Source organism: Lysinibacillus sp. NPDC056220 (assembly GCF_049315265.1).
GTDB classification, from domain to species: domain Bacteria; phylum Bacillota; class Bacilli; order Bacillales_A; family Planococcaceae; genus Lysinibacillus; species Lysinibacillus pinottii.
Window position 1 is genome coordinate 751114 of the sequence record NZ_JBMOXD010000001.1, and the last position, 17558, is coordinate 768671.

Consider the following 17558-nt stretch of genomic DNA (forward strand, 5'->3'; position numbering starts at 1 on the left):
GTTGGTATAATCTATAACAAAAATAAATGAAGCAAACTATTAAATTTTAATTTAATTCCGTATAAAAACGGCAACGATCTCCTCTAACAATCGAAATACAGAACTCCACTGGTTTCCCTGAAGTGTCAAACGCAGTCCGCTCCAGTAATAAAGCTGGTTTTCCAGCCTCTGTTTTCAATAAAGATGCTTCATCTTTCTTAATAAGGACAGGTTCAAAGGCTTCTCTCGCCCTTACAACAATAATGTTAAAACGTTCGGCTAATAAACTGTATAAGGACGAAGACGTTACTTCTCGTAATATTTCAATATCCTTAATTAGGCTTAATGGTAAAAAAGATGATTCCAAAATAATCGGCTCATTATCTGCAAATCGTAAACGCTTCATTTCTACAACTTGTTCATTTTCCTCTAATGCTAAATTAGTTCTAACCTTCATTGATGGATATACCTTCTGTATTTCTAATACTTCATCTTTTTGATTAAATCCCTTTTCTTGAATCATGCGACTAAAGCTATAAAACCCTCCAAGAGATTGTTCAAGTCTAGGCTTGCAAACAAAGGTCCCTTTCCCTTGAATCCGATATAATTTCTCTTCCTTTACTAATTCCTCTATTGCCTTTTTTACTGTATTTCGACTAACACGGAACATCTCCATCAATTGATTTTCCGAGTCAATTTTATCTCCTGGTTTCCATTCACCTGATTGAATTTTCCCAAATAAAATTTGTTTCAGTTGATGATATAATGGGATTACACTAGATTGATCTAATAAATGCATCTTTTTTCCTTCCTTCTCTAGGTTTTGTAATCAATATACCATCTATATAATAGGATGCCTATTGATATATCAATCCTTTTCAAAGGCAAGAATCCCTAAGCAAAAAGTTTTCTCTACTTCCCCTTCCTCATTCAACCAAACAATATCTGCGTCTTTTCCTAGTGCAATAGACCCTTTACGATTGTCCATGCCTAAATGCTCTGCTTGATTTAAGGAAACAACACGTAATTGCTCAGCAAGTGAAAGTGTAAGCCATTCTTCTATGTTCTTTCTTGCCGCATTCATATTCAATACACTTCCTGCTAAGGAACCTGTTTTACGTTGAATACATTGATTATTCATTACTTCTACTTCATTACCACCTAAATGATACATACCATCTGGCATCCCCTTTGCACGCATACCATCTGTAATGACGAGCAAACGATTCAAGCCTGTCAGTTTATAAACCATTGGTAGTAAATCTTTATGAACATGTATATTATCTGGAATTATTTCCACATACACATCTTCTGATAAAAGTACTGCTCCAACAACACCTGGATCACGATGATGCAGTCCACTCATGCCATTAAATAGGTGTGTTGCATGATTAATACCAGCTTTTAATGCATGTTGTGCTGTATCATAGTCAGCATTAGAGTGACCAATAGATGCAATAACCCCTTTACTAGTTAATTCGTGTAGTAATTCAAAACTGCTGTCTTCCTCTGGCGCAAATGTGACAATACGAATCGAATGATGAGACTTATTATACAGGTCATTAAATTGTTGCACATTTGGTTTTAAAATATATGCTTCGGATTGTGCCCCTTTTTTTAATTGACTAATAAATGGACCTTCTAAATGAATTCCTAACATCTCAGGTACTGCTGTCGGTTGGTTTTTATAATAATAGGCAAGTGCCTCAACAGCAGCTTCAATCTCCGTCATAGAGCCTGTCATCGTTGTGGCTAAAAAAGCAGTTATTCCCTCACTGGCTAAATACTTTGCAATTCTCGAATAACAAATATAGTCCGCATCCATAAAATCATGGCCTACAGCACCATGTATATGGATATCGATCATTCCAGGGATAATATAGCCTCTTTGCTGACAGTCAATTACATTCTCTATTAAAGCGAGGGTAGGGCAATTAGCCATATGATCAATTACTGTAATTTTCCCTTCCGACATTACTAGGAATCCGTTATTGATAATTTGATTTTCCATCACGATATTCGCATTAATAATCCATATTTTATTCATGAGGTTATCCCTCTCTCAACAGAGTAATGTGGTAGATTAGTATGTTTCTCTACTTCGCTCTCATTCTTAAATATATGGGATGACATCCACGTTAAAAATAATGCAGCTAAACTAACACCGAAAAACGGTATTAAGCCAGGCAACCAGCTATACACTTTATAAAGAATTACAAGCCCTACAATATTGCTAATCATTTGTAATGGATACGCAATACTAAATATGATTGAAGCAGCAAAGTAGCGTAGTGTTGGCAAATTATAATGGGAGAATAGTTGAAATATATTTACGACAATCATACCGAAAAGTATACAAATAGAAATAAACGCTGTTAGTAACAGTAGACCTTGTAAGCCATGAAACGTTAAAATGATTTGAAAATTAATCGTTAAAAAGTAGCCAACACACAGTAGAATCATACCTATTTTATTGGATGGAATAAATTCAGCTTTATATGTATTCCAATAGATTTTGACTAATCGTTTTAAATCATCTTCTCCTTGTAGCCTTTTACGTAAAGTAGTAAACATGGCAACAGTCGCTGGGGCTACTCCAAATAACAACAATCCTAATAAAGCTAAGCCTGTCCATAGTAACTGTAACACCGCTAACAATGTGATCCACTCTACAAACCAGTATAGTTTACCTTTCCACCCTTCCAATTCCATGTCCATTACCTCCCTACGATAACGCATTCCTAAATATTTTCTTTTTATACACTCCCTACATCCATCATTGAAGGTCGAACAAGAGAGTGTCACATAAGCCCAGTTATGCAAGATAAACTTATAGCCTATGTGACCTTTTCTTGTTAAGTTTGAGGGAGAATCTGAACCTCCTTATTTAGAACGGTCATATGCCCCTTGTGCCACTTCCATATAGTCCTGCAAGCCCATCTTCTCTATTGTTTTCTTATAGTCATTCCATTTATCGAAGCTTTCTTTTCCTGTAATAAAGCTTGCTGTCATTTCATTTACATAGGTTTGTATGTCTGTTAAAACAGCGGACACTCGATCATTTTCTTCCACAGTGTAATTTAACCCTGGAATAATTTCATCATCTTTCAAAGCATATGGCATAACTTGCTTAGCATTGTTAAGAGAATTTTCCTTAGCCTCTGCACCTTGGAAATACTTTTGCGTAACAATCCCAGGGTAATAACCACCTGGCCATGTTAGATAATCACTTATTGCTTGGTCTAAGTTTTTGCCATCTGGATTATTCGTAATACTGTCGATATATTGAATAGTTCCATCCTCATTTTCTTCGTAAGTGACACCTTCAAAGCCCATAAAGAACATTTTAGCCCCTTCATCACCATATAAATGATCAATCCAACGAACCATTGCTTCAGGATTTTTCGCTTTATCTGTTACGACAAACATTCCTAGATTCCCAAGACCATTAGTCATTGCAGTATATTGTCGATCCCCATTAGGTCCTTCTAAAACTTGGGCACCCGTATAACCATCTAGTTTAAATAACTCTTTAGGGTCTACTTCACTAAGCATACCAAACGTTCCTTTTGCTGCTTCTGCCGCAAATTTCTGTGGCTCAGTCGTAAACACATCCTTATTAATTAAACCTTCTTTATAAAGCTTATTTAAATATTCAAGTAATTGTTTATATTCGTCAGTCGTTGGCACGAATCGGAATTCCTCAGTTCCTTCTTTAAAATCTAAATTCAGATTCATCGTTCCTTGCTTATTCAAGCCAAACGATCCTCTTAAGTAAGAAATAATTTGTTCAATACCATAACCAGTTCCCCAGCCTTGTTCATCTTGTAAACCATTACCATTTGGATCATTCTCTTTAAAAGCTTTTAATACTTTGTATAAATCTTTTGTTGTTTCTGGTGATTGTAAGCCTAGGTTATCAAGCCATGTTTGGTTAATCCATGGCGCTCCAACACGAAGTGATGAAAATTTTGGATCGTAAATTGTTGGAAAGCCATAGATATTTCCATCTGCCATTGTCACACCTTGCTTGACAGATGGGTATTCTTCTAATAGCTTTTTAAAATTTGGTGCATATTGATCGATGTATTCATTCAACGGTAAGAATACACCTTGTTGACCGTACTTGATTAAATCTGTTTTGGAAAATGCTGATGCAAAAAATATTTCCGGATAGTTTCCTGAAGCTAAAAGTAAGTTCTTTTTGTCTGCTAATACTTCTGTCTGAACCGTTGTCCAATTCATATGGATGTTAGACATTTTCTCGTATTCTTCCCATAACATTAGATGATTCCAATCCTGTGATGCAAAAAACTTTGCTGCAAAACCATCGACTTCAATTTTCTCCTTTGCAATCGGCATACCCGTCACATTCAAATTATCGATATTATCACTTTTTACTCTACCAGCTTCTTTATTATCCGAACATGCTCCTAATAAACTTGCAGCTAACATCAGGCTTGTTACAAAACCATAAACATGCTTTTTTTTCATTTTCACTTAAAATCGCCCCTGTTCTTTAACCTTTTAATGAACCAATCATGACACCTTTTACAAAATATCTTTGTAAGAATGGATAAAGCATTAACATTGGTAGGTTAGCAACGATTAAAACTGCGTATTTTAACCCTTCAACGCTAAGTTTTTGAGCTAAAAAGCTTTCTGACGTCGCTTTAATCATATCGTCAGCTTGTCCTTGAATTAATATTTGCCTCAGAATAAGTTGTAATGGAAACTTATCTTGGTCTTGCAAGTAAATCAATGCCTGGAAATAAGAGTTCCAATGTCCTACAGCGTAAAATAAAACCATGACTGCCATAACAGGTAATGATAATGGAAGTACGATACTCCATAAAATACGGAAGTTCCCTGCACCATCAATCATGGCCGATTCCTCTAATTCATATGGAATGGATTGAAAAAATGTCCGCATAATAATGATGTTCCATACAGCTACTGCATTCGGAATAATCATGACCCAAAATGTATTTATCATGCCCAAATCACGGATTAATAGATAGGTAGGAATTAATCCCCCACTGAAAAACATGGTGAATACCATAAATGCCATAATAAAGCCCTTTCCTTTCAAATGTCTACGAGAGAGAGGGTAGGCTGCACAAATGGTCATCACGATATTAAGTAACGTTCCAAATAATGTGTATTTCAACGTGTTAATAAATCCATTAATAATATCTGGATTTTGGAATACTTTTTCGTAAGCCTCCACTGTAAATTCCTTTGGCCATAGCCATAGATCCCCTGAAATGACATACTCAGGATTACTAAGAGAAGCACTCAAAACAAAAATAAGTGGATACAAAACAACAACTGCTACAATGGCTAAAAAAATATAATTAAAGATAGTAAACGCACGATCGCCCTTTGATTCTTTCATGTCAATCTCTCCTTTACCATAAACTTGTATCACTCACTTTTTTAGCTATTCTATTAACCATAATAAGGAGGATAAAATTAATGATAGAGTTGAATAAACCAACTGCTGCCGAAAAGCTATATTGTGCCTCTAAAATTCCGCTACGATAAACAAAAGTGGATATAACATCTGATGCCGACATATTTAAATCATTTTGCATTAAAAATACTTTTTCAAATCCAATGGCCATGACAGATCCTACATTTAAGATAAATAAAATGATAATCGTCGGCAAAATCGCAGGAATATTGATATGAATAATCCTTTGAAATTTTGATGCTCCGTCTATCATTGCTGCCTCATGCTGTGCTGGATCTACGGCAGCCAAAGCTGCAATATAGATGATGGAACTCCATCCCATCGTTTGCCAAACATCAGACAGTACATATATGGATTTAAACCATGTAGGTTCTGAAATAAAATCTACGGGTGTACCCCCAAACAACATAATCATTTGGTTAATCATCCCATCCGATTTTAAGAATAGTAATAGCATCCCAACAACTACTACTGTGGATAAAAAATGTGGGGCATAAATGACTGTCTGTACAAATTTTTTAAAACGAAGACTCTTCACTTCATTTAGTAGCAAGGCGATAATGATGGGTATTGGAAAAGAAATAAGTAGCGTAAATACGCCAATCCCAATTGTGTTTCTGATTAAACGCCAAAAATAGTAGCTATCAAAAAAGCGTTCAAAATGCTTTAATCCTACCCACGGACTCCCCATAATTCCCTTAGTAGCAATAAAATCTTTAAAGGCAATTTGCAAACCATATAGTGGGTAATAATGGAAAACTAGAAAGTAAAGGATAACAGGGGCTAGTAATAAATAGAGCTCCCAATTTTTTTTGATAGATTTTTTCCACTCAACCAGGTGATTTTTCTTTACCTTTGATTGCTTTTTGAAAAAACGTTTTGTTTTAAATGGCTTTTCCTCAACAGTTGTTTTATCTAAAAGCGTCATGACTACACCCCCTATTTATCAATGTTGCAGAATGGTAGATTCCTTCTGAATCTCAATAACCTTACCTCCGCTACGAATGGATTCTGTAGCCGCGCAACCCACTGCTACACTCATTCGTCCGGCAAATGGCGTTGTTAAAGGTTTCTTATCGTAGAGGATGAGTTCTACAAAATCTTGGGCAATTTTTGGATCAGCACCACCATGGCTTCCTTCCTCAGGCTTCATTTCGTAAACAACATTACTTAGTTCCTCCCAAGAATTTGATTTTCGTGTTTTTAAATAAATTTTATTATTGATATCATCATTTTCAATACGCCCCTTCGTACCAATAAATGTATAATTCCGCGAATAATCTGGTGTGAAGTGACATTGTAAATAAGAAGCCTTTATGCCACCTTCTAATTCCATCATGACCATATTATTATCCTCCACATCAATTTCTTCACGGAACGCACATTCTGTAAATGTATGGGCAACATATTCTGGACAAGTTTTTTTCTGATCGCAGGTAGGACATGTTAATGTATTTGGCTGATTTCCACCATAATAATCTAAGCTACCAAACGCAGATACTTTCTGCGTATATTTCCCTGAAATCCAATGAATGACATCTAAATCATGTGAGCCTTTTTGAAGTAGTAAAGAGGTTGTATTTTTTGAATTACCATGCCAATCGTGGTAGTAGAAATAACCACCGAATCCAACAAAATGTCGCACCCATATTGCCTTTAGTTCTCCAATGGCACCTGAATCAATTAGGCCTTTCATCGTTTGATACATACTCATATAGCGCATATTAAAGCCCACCATGAGATGCTTTCCTGATTTTTCCCATGCATCTAATATTCGATCGCAACCTTCTACCGTTATGGCTAATGGTTTTTCCGCATACACATGCTTACCCGCTTTTAAACAAGTAATAATATGTTCCTCATGTAAATAATCTGGCGATAAAACCGCAATTGCATCGATGTCATCTCTTGTTAATAACTCTTTATAGTCCTTTGTTAAAAATAAAGGTGTATCAAATTTCTCCTGAAATTTTTCTAAACGTTCTTGAGAAATATCGGCTAACGCTACTATTTCTGATTCCCCGGTAGGCTTATGCCAGTATTGTGCCAAGCCCCCTCTTAAACCAGCTCCAATAACACCTATTCTTATTTTTTTCATTTTTTTCCCCCTCGTTTCATCCTTATGGCCCTGTATTCATAAACGTAAATAACCTCAATTATCCATAACAACACAACTACACGTCAACACGTTGTAGGTACAAGTTAATATATAATGAATATTCAAAAAATTTAACTGGGATAAATATATAATTCCTATACTTAGTATGTCAATACCTAAATGATGGTTGCTTGTATGCATCAAATGCTATTCACATGAGTTGACTCATCCTAAAATTTAGAAAATATAACGCTTCCTTAAAAGCTCAATCTACTACTCTTTTCATTTAAATTTTTTTCGGATATGCCAAGTTCTTCAACAGTACCCTAGCTATTTTAGACTCAATCACCCATGTTGATCAAAAAAAATATCTGAGCACAGGGGTTACCTGACTCAGATATTTTATAGGAGCAGAAATACTTGATTTTATTGCTTAGCTGGAATAAACCCAGCGGCTTCTGCTTCTTCTTCAGTGCAGAACATCTCCTCAGCTACTGTATTATCATAGTCCCGTTGCCCTGGCATATGATAAATTTTGTTACCTTTGGAATTAATATTTCCTTTGATTTCGCACCTGTCCTTCTTGTTATTGGTATTCGATTTATCCTCAGCTATGTTAGACTGGTTTCCTTCTTTTATGGCAGCATCGTATACATCTTTATCGTATCCACGATTTGTTACATAGTCTTCAACTGACCATATCCCAATAGCTGATTGTTGTGCAATTTTTTGAATCGATTTAAACCAATCTACATGCTTAGTATTTGGATTATATATATATGCTACACGTGCTAATCCATTTTTTAACAACTGCTCCTGAACACTTATACCTTCTTTGGTATAAATATAGGCAAGTAGTCTTTTATATTTATCACGATAAGAAACGTCAAACTCTAAATAGACTGTATCTTGACCAGCTAATAGTTGTTTAGTAAATTCTTTAGCTTCTGGTCCGTATGGTTGCTCTCCTAGTGTCTCATGATTAGTTTCCGGGGTATCAACAAGTAAAAAACGAACTTTTTCAGAGCTTCCATTATATTTTATTCGTATTGTGTCGCCGTCAATGACACTTTCTAGTTCATATTCTTCAAACTGACTTACATCGTGTTTCTCTGCATTTTCTATCGTTGAAGATATTAGATCTTCTATATCGTCAGTCTTAATGATATTCGTACTAGTTTCTTCTGTGCATGCACTCAAAACCAATGTAGAAATGAATAAAGCAAAAATAATTTTCTTCAAATTTACACGCTACTTTCTAATTAATATCCCCTATTAAAATTAAAAAATCTCCTCCGTTAACTAATTTTCCTATAAATAATTTCCTTCTTCCCTTTTATAATACTCCTGTATTGAAATTAAAAGCCTTCAGTCATTGTAACAACTGAAGACTTTTATACATATATTTATTTAAATATTAAATATAAAACAACAGCCAAAATAATTGTTCCACTAGTTATTAGCGTTTTAATATCTGATTGTTTCACTTTTATCTCCCTCAGCTATTTATTTACACTAATAATAACATGTCCTAGCCCTTTTTATATAGATTCAAAATTATTCTAAATCAAAAAGATTATGTACAGTCACTACATAATCCCCTTGTAACAAATATATATTTTTCTATAATTCTTTGAATGTATTAAAGAATTTCCATTATATGCAACTACATTTTATTTATGCAAATAAATATGTACATGTAATGTAGATATTCCATCCTATGCTTTAATATAGTTTAATTAAAGGTTGTTCATTTCAGTAGAAACCTGCTACCTGTCTCTATTGTCCTATAATATGACAGCCATCATGTTGAAACGGCTACCCAATGATTTGGAGAAACCTCTACCAGCTGGCTATTTTCTACCTCGTAGTGAACTTTCACGTCGTCTGTATTTTCAGCATCACTATATTTCTGCTTTTCAATCGCTGGATCGGGAATTGGAATGGATTGTAATAGTGCACGTGTATAGGGATGCTGTGGGTTTGCATATAGCTCTTCACTTTCAGCCAATTCTACAATTTTCCCCGCATACATAACTGCTACCCGATCACTAATATGCTTCACCATCGATAAATCATGTGCAATAAATAAATACGTCAACCCAAGCTTTTGTTGTAATTCCTTTAGTAAATCCACAATTTGTTTTTGAATGGATACGTCTAGGGCCGATAATGGTTCATCACAAACTATAAAATTGGGCTCGACCGCTAATGCTCTCGCAATCCCGATCCGTTGTCGTTGACCTCCAGAAAATTCATGTGGATAGCGCATAGCATGTTCTTTCTTCAAACCAACAAGCTCAAGCAGTTCCTCCACTCGTCCTAGTCTTTCATCATGTGACTTCACTAGGCCATGAATATCAAGAGCTTCCCCAATAATATCTAAGATTTTTTTTCGAGGATTTAACGATGAATAGGGGTCTTGAAAAATAATTTGCATATGGCGACGCATCGCCTTCAATTGCTTTTTCGTTAGTCTCGTGACAGGAATCCCCTGGTATAAAACTTCTCCATTAGTAGGTTGATGAAGCTGTAGAATAGTTCGGCCTGTGGTAGATTTACCTGATCCTGATTCGCCTACTAAGCCTAAAGTTTCCCCTGGAAGTATATGAAACGATAAATCATTGACAGCTCTTAATGTTTGGCCTTTGCCTAATGAAAATTCCTTTGACAGATGTGTGACTTCTATCAAAGGTTTATTTGGGTCAATACCTGGTTGGATATTGGAAATTTCTTTTGGCTGCTTTTTTTCATGTAGTTTTGGTAGCGCATTCAATAATTTTTGGGTATATGGATGTTGCGCATTCGCAAAAATCTCTTCCGTCGTCCCTTGTTCAACAATTTCTCCTTCTTTCATGACAATGAGACGATCACACATACCAGCAACGACGCCTAAATCATGTGTAATTAAAATAATAGATGTGCCCATTTTCTTTTGCATATCTCGCATCAATTTCAAAATTTGGGCTTGAATGGTTACATCCAATGCAGTCGTTGGCTCATCCGCAATCAGCAGTGACGGATTACATGCAAGTGCCATAGCTATCATTACACGTTGTCGCATACCACCTGAAAATTCATGTGGATATTGTCGATAACGCTCTTCTGCATCACGAATGCCAACAAGTTTTAATAATTCAATGGTTTTTGTGTAGGCTTCGGTCTTTGACATAGATTGATGCTTGATTAAACTTTCAGCCACTTGATCTCCTATTCTTATAGTAGGGTTTGTAGATGTCATAGGATCCTGAAAAATCATGCTAATATCTTTTCCACGAATTGTTTCCATTTGTTTTTCCGCTAATTCCGTTAACTCCTGACCTTTAAATATAATATTACCCGATTTTAAAAATGAAGGTGGAGATGGTAATAAGCGCATAATGGAACGTGCTGTTACACTTTTTCCGCTCCCAGATTCACCTACAATTCCGAGTGTTTCACCTTTATTTAGATGGAAGTTTACATCTTTTACAGCTTCAAACTCTGTCTCCCCAGTGATAAAGGAAACGCGAAGATTATTGATTTCTAAAAGCTTTTCGCTCATTCGACCCATCCTTTTTGAAATTTGTGATTGACTTACTTTCAACTATAATCCATACTTTACAATACTGATAGGAATTATACAATATAGTGTTGAATATTTTATTAACGCTTGGAGGAAATGCATGGTTACTTCAAAAAATCATTTAAAACCTAAGGAATTTATGTTCTTTTCTATGGTTTATCAAAAACTAATGCACCAAAAGCCTTACAATATACTACTTTTCCTTTTAAGTATTTTGGTTCATCCATTTACATACTTTATCTATCGGAATAAGAAACATTCAAATACTTATGATCAGGCTTTTGAATTGCGTAGTCAATATTACTTAGAGAATGGTTTATTTGCACATTGGCAGCAATCATTTGAACAGCAAGAAATAGCAAAAGCTTCATTTTTTCAAGAGGCTGCGTCATCATCGCAAATACAGCAAACTGCTAATGAATTAGCCAAACAAAGGCTTCAACAGCTAGTGGACCAAGATTTACAAAATGAAGGTATACAACCATTAACTTATGATCAATTTTTTAATCAGCAACTGAAAAACAAATATTTTGTAGCTCTTACCTTTCTACCAGCTGTTTTATTTTATGTCGTGCTAATCTTATGTGCGAACCCGTTTTTGCAATTTATCATTGAAAGAATTTTACAAAGCTTCATTGTCATTGTTGGAGTGGCAACGTTAGTGTTTACAATTTTGTATCTATCACCTTTCGATCCAGCCAGAAACTTGCTCGGTGTTGAAGCGACAGCAGAGCAAATCGCCAACTTTAATCGCATTCATGGTTTGGATCAACCTTATTTATCTCAATTATGGCATTCACTATCTGGCCTATTTACTTTTGACTTAGGCACATCCTTTGCAGGTAAAGAAGATATTACGCACAGCATTACAAATAAATTTCCTGTCACACTTGAAATAGCCGTATTATCACTGTTAATGGCGATTGCTATCGCCATTCCAGTAGGTATTATTTCAGCGGTTCGTCCAAATTCGTATTTGGATTATACCTTTATGTTTATTGCTTTAATTGGTTTATCCATTCCAAGCTTTTGGCAAGGTTTAATCTTTATTTTAACGTTCGCGTTAAAGCTACAATGGTTTCCAGCGACCTATAACCCCCAAAATTGGTTATCCCTTATTATGCCAGTTATTGTCTTGGGGACATCCATTACGGCATCCATAGCCAGGATGACAAGGTCTAGTATGCTTGAGGTGATTCACGAGGATTACATTATTACAGCTAAAGCAAAAGGCTTGAATGAATTTAAAGTAATTTCAAAACATGCCATTCGTAATGCCATGATTCCTATTATTACGGTGATTGGACTTCTTTTTGGAGGTATGTTGGGAGGCGCATCTGTTACAGAAAAGGTGTTCAATATTAGTGGGATTGGTAGCTATATTGTTGATAAACAATTTATTCCTGATATTCCCGCAATCCTTGGAGGCGTTGTTTATATCGCTATAACGATTTCCATTGTCAATTTATTGATTGATATCATGTATGCCTTTTTTGATCCACGCATTCGCTCGAAAATGAAGAAGTCTTAAAGGAGGATCACCTGTGAAAAACATCTTACATGTCAAACTACTCTTGAAGATTACACAGGAATATGTCAATTCTCATTTTACCTTTGTCTTTTCCTTACTGTTTTCTTTATTGTTTCTAGCCTATAGCTATAATTTTTCTACCCATAGCTGGCGACCCATTGTACTACTATTCTTTGTTATTTATGCCATTACTACAATCTATGTGGCTTTTGTAAATTTACGAATAAAAAGGGATTTAGCAAAGTTTGGTGAGATCCAAAGAAACACTCGTATTTTCGGCTATCCGCTATTATTAACAGTTCTTTCTGGCAATATTTTTTCTACATCATTTGCGTTTATGCTTGTGTCCACAAGAAAGACTGCCGAATATACGTTTGCTGCTTATGCCTTTATTACACAATTATTCATCATTGGTATTGCAGCATTGAACTTATTTAAACCATATGTAACTGATACCTTTTTACTGGCGATGGGTGTTTTCTTCATACTTGCGCTTATTTATATCGTGATGACCATTTTATGCGTTAAGTTTGTCACACCTACAGCGGCCCCAAGATGGATGCTTATTCCAGGTGTTTTATTACTATTGGCTACTTTCACTGGTAATCTATTTGCTACATTACTAGGTTATAGTCTTATTCAAAAGGCTAGAAGGGCAAACCCTTCTTCTATTGAAAAGTGGCAAAAAATATGGGAAAAGATTTTACGTAATACGATGGCTGTATTCGGGTTATTTTTCATTATCTTTATGTTTTCATTGTCTGTCACAAGCACTTGGACCTTTGACTATGACTTTGCTACAGAAAATAACTACGGTGCTCTGCTGCAAACACCTTCATTAGAATATCCTCTAGGCACAGATAATTATGGGCGAGATTTATTTTCCCGTATTGTATTTGGGGCACGTATTTCATTAATCGTCGGATTTTTCTCAACGATTATTCCTGCGTTAGTCGGAGGTGCGTTAGGGGCATTTTCCGGCTATTACGGAAAAACAACTGACAATGTCATCATGCGAAGCCTAGATATTTTATATGCTATTCCGGGCATTTTGTTGGCCATTGCTATTATTGCTGCATTTGGTGCTAACACGATCAATCTCATTATTGCACTTAGTGTGGGGGCAATCCCAACCTATGCACGTACCATGCGAGCAAATGTCATGCAATTAGCAAATTATGAATTTGTTGAATCTGCCAGAGCTTTGGGAGCATCTGATGCGGCTATTATTTTCAAGCACATTGTTCCTAATTCATTAGCACCTATGATTGTCAAAGCAACACTAACAATTGGTGGAGCAGTTATTTCAACAAGTAGTTTAAGTTTTTTAGGGCTTGGTATTGAACCTCACATCCCGGAATGGGGCAATATTTTAAAAGTTGGTAGTACGTACCTGGAAACTCATTCTTATGTTGCGATTTTCCCAGGTCTTTGTATTATGCTTCTTGTCCTCTCCTTTAACTTCTTAGGAGATGGCTTACGAGATGCTTTAGATCCAAAAACAAATTAACTGGAGGTACCTATGAAGAAATTACTTGTATTTTTATTCGTCGCAGTATTAGCTTTAGCTGGCTGTGTACAGACGAAAACTGACGTAGAAGGAAATAAAGATTCAAAAGATAGTGACAAGAGCAAGGGCAAAGTAGCCATTGAAGTATTAGGCATGGCAGCTTCTGAAGAAGATATGAATATTGTTCGAGACCAATTAGTAAAAAACGGTTTTGATGTAAAGCTTAATATTCAACCAGATTACGGTTCATTCTCTGCCCAAAAAGAAGCAGGCAACTATGATCTTGCTCTTTCAAGCTGGACGACAGTAACCGGTAACCCGGACTATGCTGTTCGTGGATTATTTAAAACTGGTGGAGATTACAGTGTTGTTGCAGATTCAAAATTAGATGCCCTAATCGATGAGGCTAGTACATTAACTGGAGAAGAAGCAGCGGCTAAATATAAAGATTTAGAGCAATTATTAGTATTTGATCAAGCTTATATTGCACCTTTATATATTTCCAATAAGTATCAGGGAATCTACTCAGAGCTAGTAAACCCTAAAACAGTTCATTTACCAAAATCTCGTGCGCAAGTATGGGAACAAATCGAATTTAATGATTCAGCTAAAAATGCTACTGAACCATTAATTTTACACCAAACAATTAACTCTCTAACTTCTCTAGATCCGATTAAAGGGAATGATGGTTCCATCAATACATTAAATACAAATATGTATGTTCGTCTTGTTAATTTAACAGACACTGATGACGTTGTTTCAGATGGTTCATTATCTTATAACCATGTTATGGCAGAAGGCAATCAAGACTATTACTTTATTTTACGCGACGATATTCATTTCGCAGCAGTGAAAGATGGCGCAGCTGTTGATACAGGTGATTTAGTGTCTGCTGAAGATGTGGTCTTCTCATTAAACCGTGCTAAAGACGCTAATTCAGTACCAGATCACCGTACTTATAGTATCCATGAAAATATTGAAACTGTAGAGATTGTTTCAGATTTAGCTGAATTACAAAATAAAAAAGTATCTGGCTCTGATCAAACAGTTCTCGAAGCATTATCACAAAATCTCCCTGCCTCTGTAGCGCAATTAGCAAAGGACAAAGGGGCTGTTAACAATGCTTCTGGTTCATATCAAGTCGTTAAAATTACAACACCAACACCATTTCCACAAGTGTTAAATTATTTAGCACACCAATCTGGTGGTATTGTATCTGAAAAACAAGTAACAAGTATAAATACGTATGATGTAGCTAACTATAACCCTGACAAAGATATTGCCTATGGTGATCAAGCTACGGTAACTGAAGGTTCTGCAACTTTTAACAACCAGCTTTATGCAAGTGGTCCTTATATTTTAGTAAAGAAAAATGATTATGAAGCACAATTTGTGAAAAACCCTGCATACCGTGCTGGTAGTGAGTATGAACCAAAAATTTCAAAAATCAATGTTCGTTTCATCTCTGATGTTGATAGTGCTTTATCAGCATTACGGAATGGAGAAATTCATGTTCTTCAAACAGTTCCAGAAACAAAGCTAGATATTGTGAATTCAGACGATAAATTAACTTTAAATACAGCCGATAGCAATGCTGTTTCTTATTTACAAATGAATACATCTGGTCGTGCAGTTTCCGATTCAGCTGATTTACGTAAAGCGATTTTGTACTCCATCAACCAAGACGAGTTCATTAGCTATTACCAAGGCAATAAAAAACCTGCCGTATCAACTGTATCTCCTTTAATTGACACTGGGTTAAAACTCGAAGCAAATAGCGAAAAAGTAAAAGAATTTTTAAAAGCCTATAACGATAAAAAGTAATATAAAGTGATGTTATATGAGTCTTCTTTATAGTTAGGATAAAAATGAGAAAAGCCATTGAGAATAAAACTCAATGGCTTTTGTCTACCCTTCTCCATATTGTAAAAGGCTCTTTTTTTATAGTAGAAACTCATTTTATATTTCATTATGTGATTTTGGTTTTGGTCCTAGCTCTTCTGGCTCGATATCTGCAAATGTTTCGCCCTCTTCCTCTAAATCACGCATACGATGAGCAATGCGAGATGCTGCAGAAGCTGCGATACTGCCAACTAAATCATCTAAAAACGTATTAACGTGATGCCCAGGCTCTGTATCTAATTTTTTAATAATCCCAATTTTTTGCTTGTCTAAATGACCAAAAGTAGTTACTGCAATGCTGCCATATGTAAATACAGATCCTAGTGCGATCGTTTCATCCACACCAAATAAGCCTTCATCAGATTCAATAATTTGCTGTAATGGTGATGATAATAATTTTTTCTCAGCTAGCTCATCTAATTCAATTCCTACTAAAAGTGCATGTTGCACTTCTCGTTTACGCAGTACACGCTCAACCGAATGAACACAATGATCCAGTGTTAAACCTTCATTATAGGTTTTTTGCATTTCGTAAACAATTTTTGCGATATCCTCGATCGCTACACCTCTACGAATTAACGCAGCATGTGCTGCCTTGGCTACTTCATCAGAGTGCACACGAATACTTTTATTATGCATAGCTACCCCTCATTTCGATTTTATTGCTAGTATAGTGCTAGCCCAACCTATTATACCTTTACTTTTGTAATATGGTACAATTTTGTTACAAACACAAGAAGGAGTGTCATCATTGGATAAGGGAACAGTACAGGATTTAACATTCTATAGTGAAGCATTACAGGAAGAATTACAGCTCTATATTTATGTTCCTGCAAATTATTCTCCACTATATAAATACAACATTCTAATCGCATCGGATGGTAAAGATTATTTCCAGCTTGGCGGTATTACAAAACTAGCTGATGAACTGATTGATGACTATGAAATCGAAAATTTAATTATTGCATTTGTTCCATACAAAGATATTAACGATCGACGTCATAAATATATTCCTAGCGGTGAGCAGCATGAAGCTTACCTTCGCTTTTTAGCACATGAGCTAGTACCTTATTTAGATAACGATTTTTCCACGTATCAAATGGGTATGAGTCGCGGAGTGATTGGAGATTCGATGGCTGCTACAGCTTCCTTAATGGCCGCATTAAAGTATCCAAGTATTTTCGGTAAGGTTATTCTACAATCACCATACGTGGATGAGGAAGTTTTGAAGGCTGTCGAAAACTTCAAAGATCCAGCAGCCATTTCTATTTACCATATAGTTGGCAAGGGTGAAGATCAAGTAGTCACTATGGATAAATCTGTGAAGGATTTTTTAACACCTAATCGTCAGCTCCATGATCTTATGATTCATAAAGGGTTTTCTATATTTTATGACGAGTTTGATGGCAATCATACATGGAAATATTGGAAACCCGACCTTCGACGTGCATTAATTGAAAATTTTAATTAATGTGAGTGATTAAATTACGAAAAGTG

14 protein-coding genes are annotated in these 17558 nt (G+C 35.7%); 4 read left to right on the forward strand and 10 right to left on the reverse strand.

Going from position 1 to position 17558, the window contains the following annotated elements:
• Positions 1 to 46: 46 nt before the first annotated feature.
• From ACOZBY_RS03615 to ACOZBY_RS03655, 9 genes are all read right to left on the reverse strand, one after another.
• Entirely contained in the window at positions 47 to 778 is a 732-nt protein-coding gene (locus ACOZBY_RS03615; RefSeq protein WP_031418781.1) for a GntR family transcriptional regulator, read from the reverse strand.
• A gap of 69 nt (positions 779 to 847) precedes the next feature.
• Positions 848 to 2026 carry an N-acetylglucosamine-6-phosphate deacetylase gene (gene nagA / locus ACOZBY_RS03620; RefSeq protein WP_012292987.1) on the reverse strand — a complete coding sequence of 393 codons (1179 nt, stop codon included), beginning with the start codon at positions 2024 to 2026 and terminating at the stop codon, positions 848 to 850.
• Positions 2023 to 2691 (reverse strand): YesL family protein, encoded by a 669-nt coding sequence (locus ACOZBY_RS03625; RefSeq protein WP_012292986.1) that lies wholly within the window; start codon positions 2689 to 2691, stop codon positions 2023 to 2025. Before ACOZBY_RS03625 ends, nagA begins: the two co-directional genes overlap by 4 nt.
• Before the next feature lie 171 nt (positions 2692 to 2862).
• Entirely contained in the window at positions 2863 to 4473 is a 1611-nt protein-coding gene (locus ACOZBY_RS03630) for an extracellular solute-binding protein (protein WP_422761652.1), read from the reverse strand.
• A gap of 25 nt (positions 4474 to 4498) precedes the next feature.
• Positions 4499 to 5377 carry a carbohydrate ABC transporter permease gene (locus ACOZBY_RS03635; RefSeq protein WP_422761516.1) on the reverse strand — a complete coding sequence of 293 codons (879 nt, stop codon included), beginning with the start codon at positions 5375 to 5377 and terminating at the stop codon, positions 4499 to 4501.
• Positions 5378 to 5390: 13 nt separating this feature from the next.
• Positions 5391 to 6383, reverse strand: a complete 993-nt coding sequence (locus ACOZBY_RS03640) for an ABC transporter permease (RefSeq protein ID WP_012292983.1) — start codon at positions 6381 to 6383, stop codon at positions 5391 to 5393.
• 18 nt (positions 6384 to 6401) lie between these two features.
• Positions 6402 to 7553, reverse strand: coding sequence for a Gfo/Idh/MocA family protein (locus ACOZBY_RS03645; RefSeq protein ID WP_012292982.1), 1152 nt, complete (start codon positions 7551 to 7553; stop codon positions 6402 to 6404).
• A gap of 426 nt (positions 7554 to 7979) precedes the next feature.
• Positions 7980 to 8795, reverse strand: a complete 816-nt coding sequence (locus tag ACOZBY_RS03650) for a thermonuclease family protein (RefSeq protein WP_031418774.1) — start codon at positions 8793 to 8795, stop codon at positions 7980 to 7982.
• Positions 8796 to 9357: 562 nt separating this feature from the next.
• Positions 9358 to 11097: an ABC transporter ATP-binding protein gene (locus tag ACOZBY_RS03655; RefSeq protein ID WP_031418773.1), complete on the reverse strand. Its 1740-nt coding sequence runs from the start codon at positions 11095 to 11097 to the stop codon at positions 9358 to 9360.
• Between the two features lie 121 nt (positions 11098 to 11218).
• Between ACOZBY_RS03655 and ACOZBY_RS03660 the strand changes: the two genes are divergently transcribed.
• Genes ACOZBY_RS03660 through ACOZBY_RS03670 form a run of 3 tightly spaced genes read left to right on the forward strand, consistent with a single transcriptional unit; the run spans position 11219 to position 15983 of the window.
• Positions 11219 to 12649 carry an ABC transporter permease gene (locus tag ACOZBY_RS03660; RefSeq protein ID WP_012292979.1) on the forward strand — a complete coding sequence of 477 codons (1431 nt, stop codon included), beginning with the start codon at positions 11219 to 11221 and terminating at the stop codon, positions 12647 to 12649.
• A 13-nt stretch (positions 12650 to 12662) separates the two neighbouring features.
• Complete coding sequence (locus ACOZBY_RS03665) at positions 12663 to 14159, forward strand: ABC transporter permease (protein WP_031418771.1); 1497 nt, start codon at positions 12663 to 12665, stop codon at positions 14157 to 14159.
• A 12-nt stretch (positions 14160 to 14171) separates the two neighbouring features.
• Positions 14172 to 15983 carry an ABC transporter substrate-binding protein gene (locus tag ACOZBY_RS03670; RefSeq protein WP_012292977.1) on the forward strand — a complete coding sequence of 604 codons (1812 nt, stop codon included), beginning with the start codon at positions 14172 to 14174 and terminating at the stop codon, positions 15981 to 15983.
• Between the two features lie 135 nt (positions 15984 to 16118).
• Here the strand turns inward: ACOZBY_RS03670 and ACOZBY_RS03675 are convergent, their stop codons facing one another.
• On the reverse strand, positions 16119 to 16700 hold the full coding sequence (locus tag ACOZBY_RS03675) for a phosphatidylglycerophosphatase A family protein (RefSeq protein WP_008174245.1): 582 nt from the start codon (positions 16698 to 16700) through the stop codon (positions 16119 to 16121).
• A 112-nt stretch (positions 16701 to 16812) separates the two neighbouring features.
• Between ACOZBY_RS03675 and ACOZBY_RS03680 the strand changes: the two genes are divergently transcribed.
• On the forward strand, positions 16813 to 17532 hold the full coding sequence (locus tag ACOZBY_RS03680; RefSeq protein WP_422761521.1) for an alpha/beta hydrolase: 720 nt from the start codon (positions 16813 to 16815) through the stop codon (positions 17530 to 17532).
• Positions 17533 to 17558: the final 26 nt, after the last annotated feature.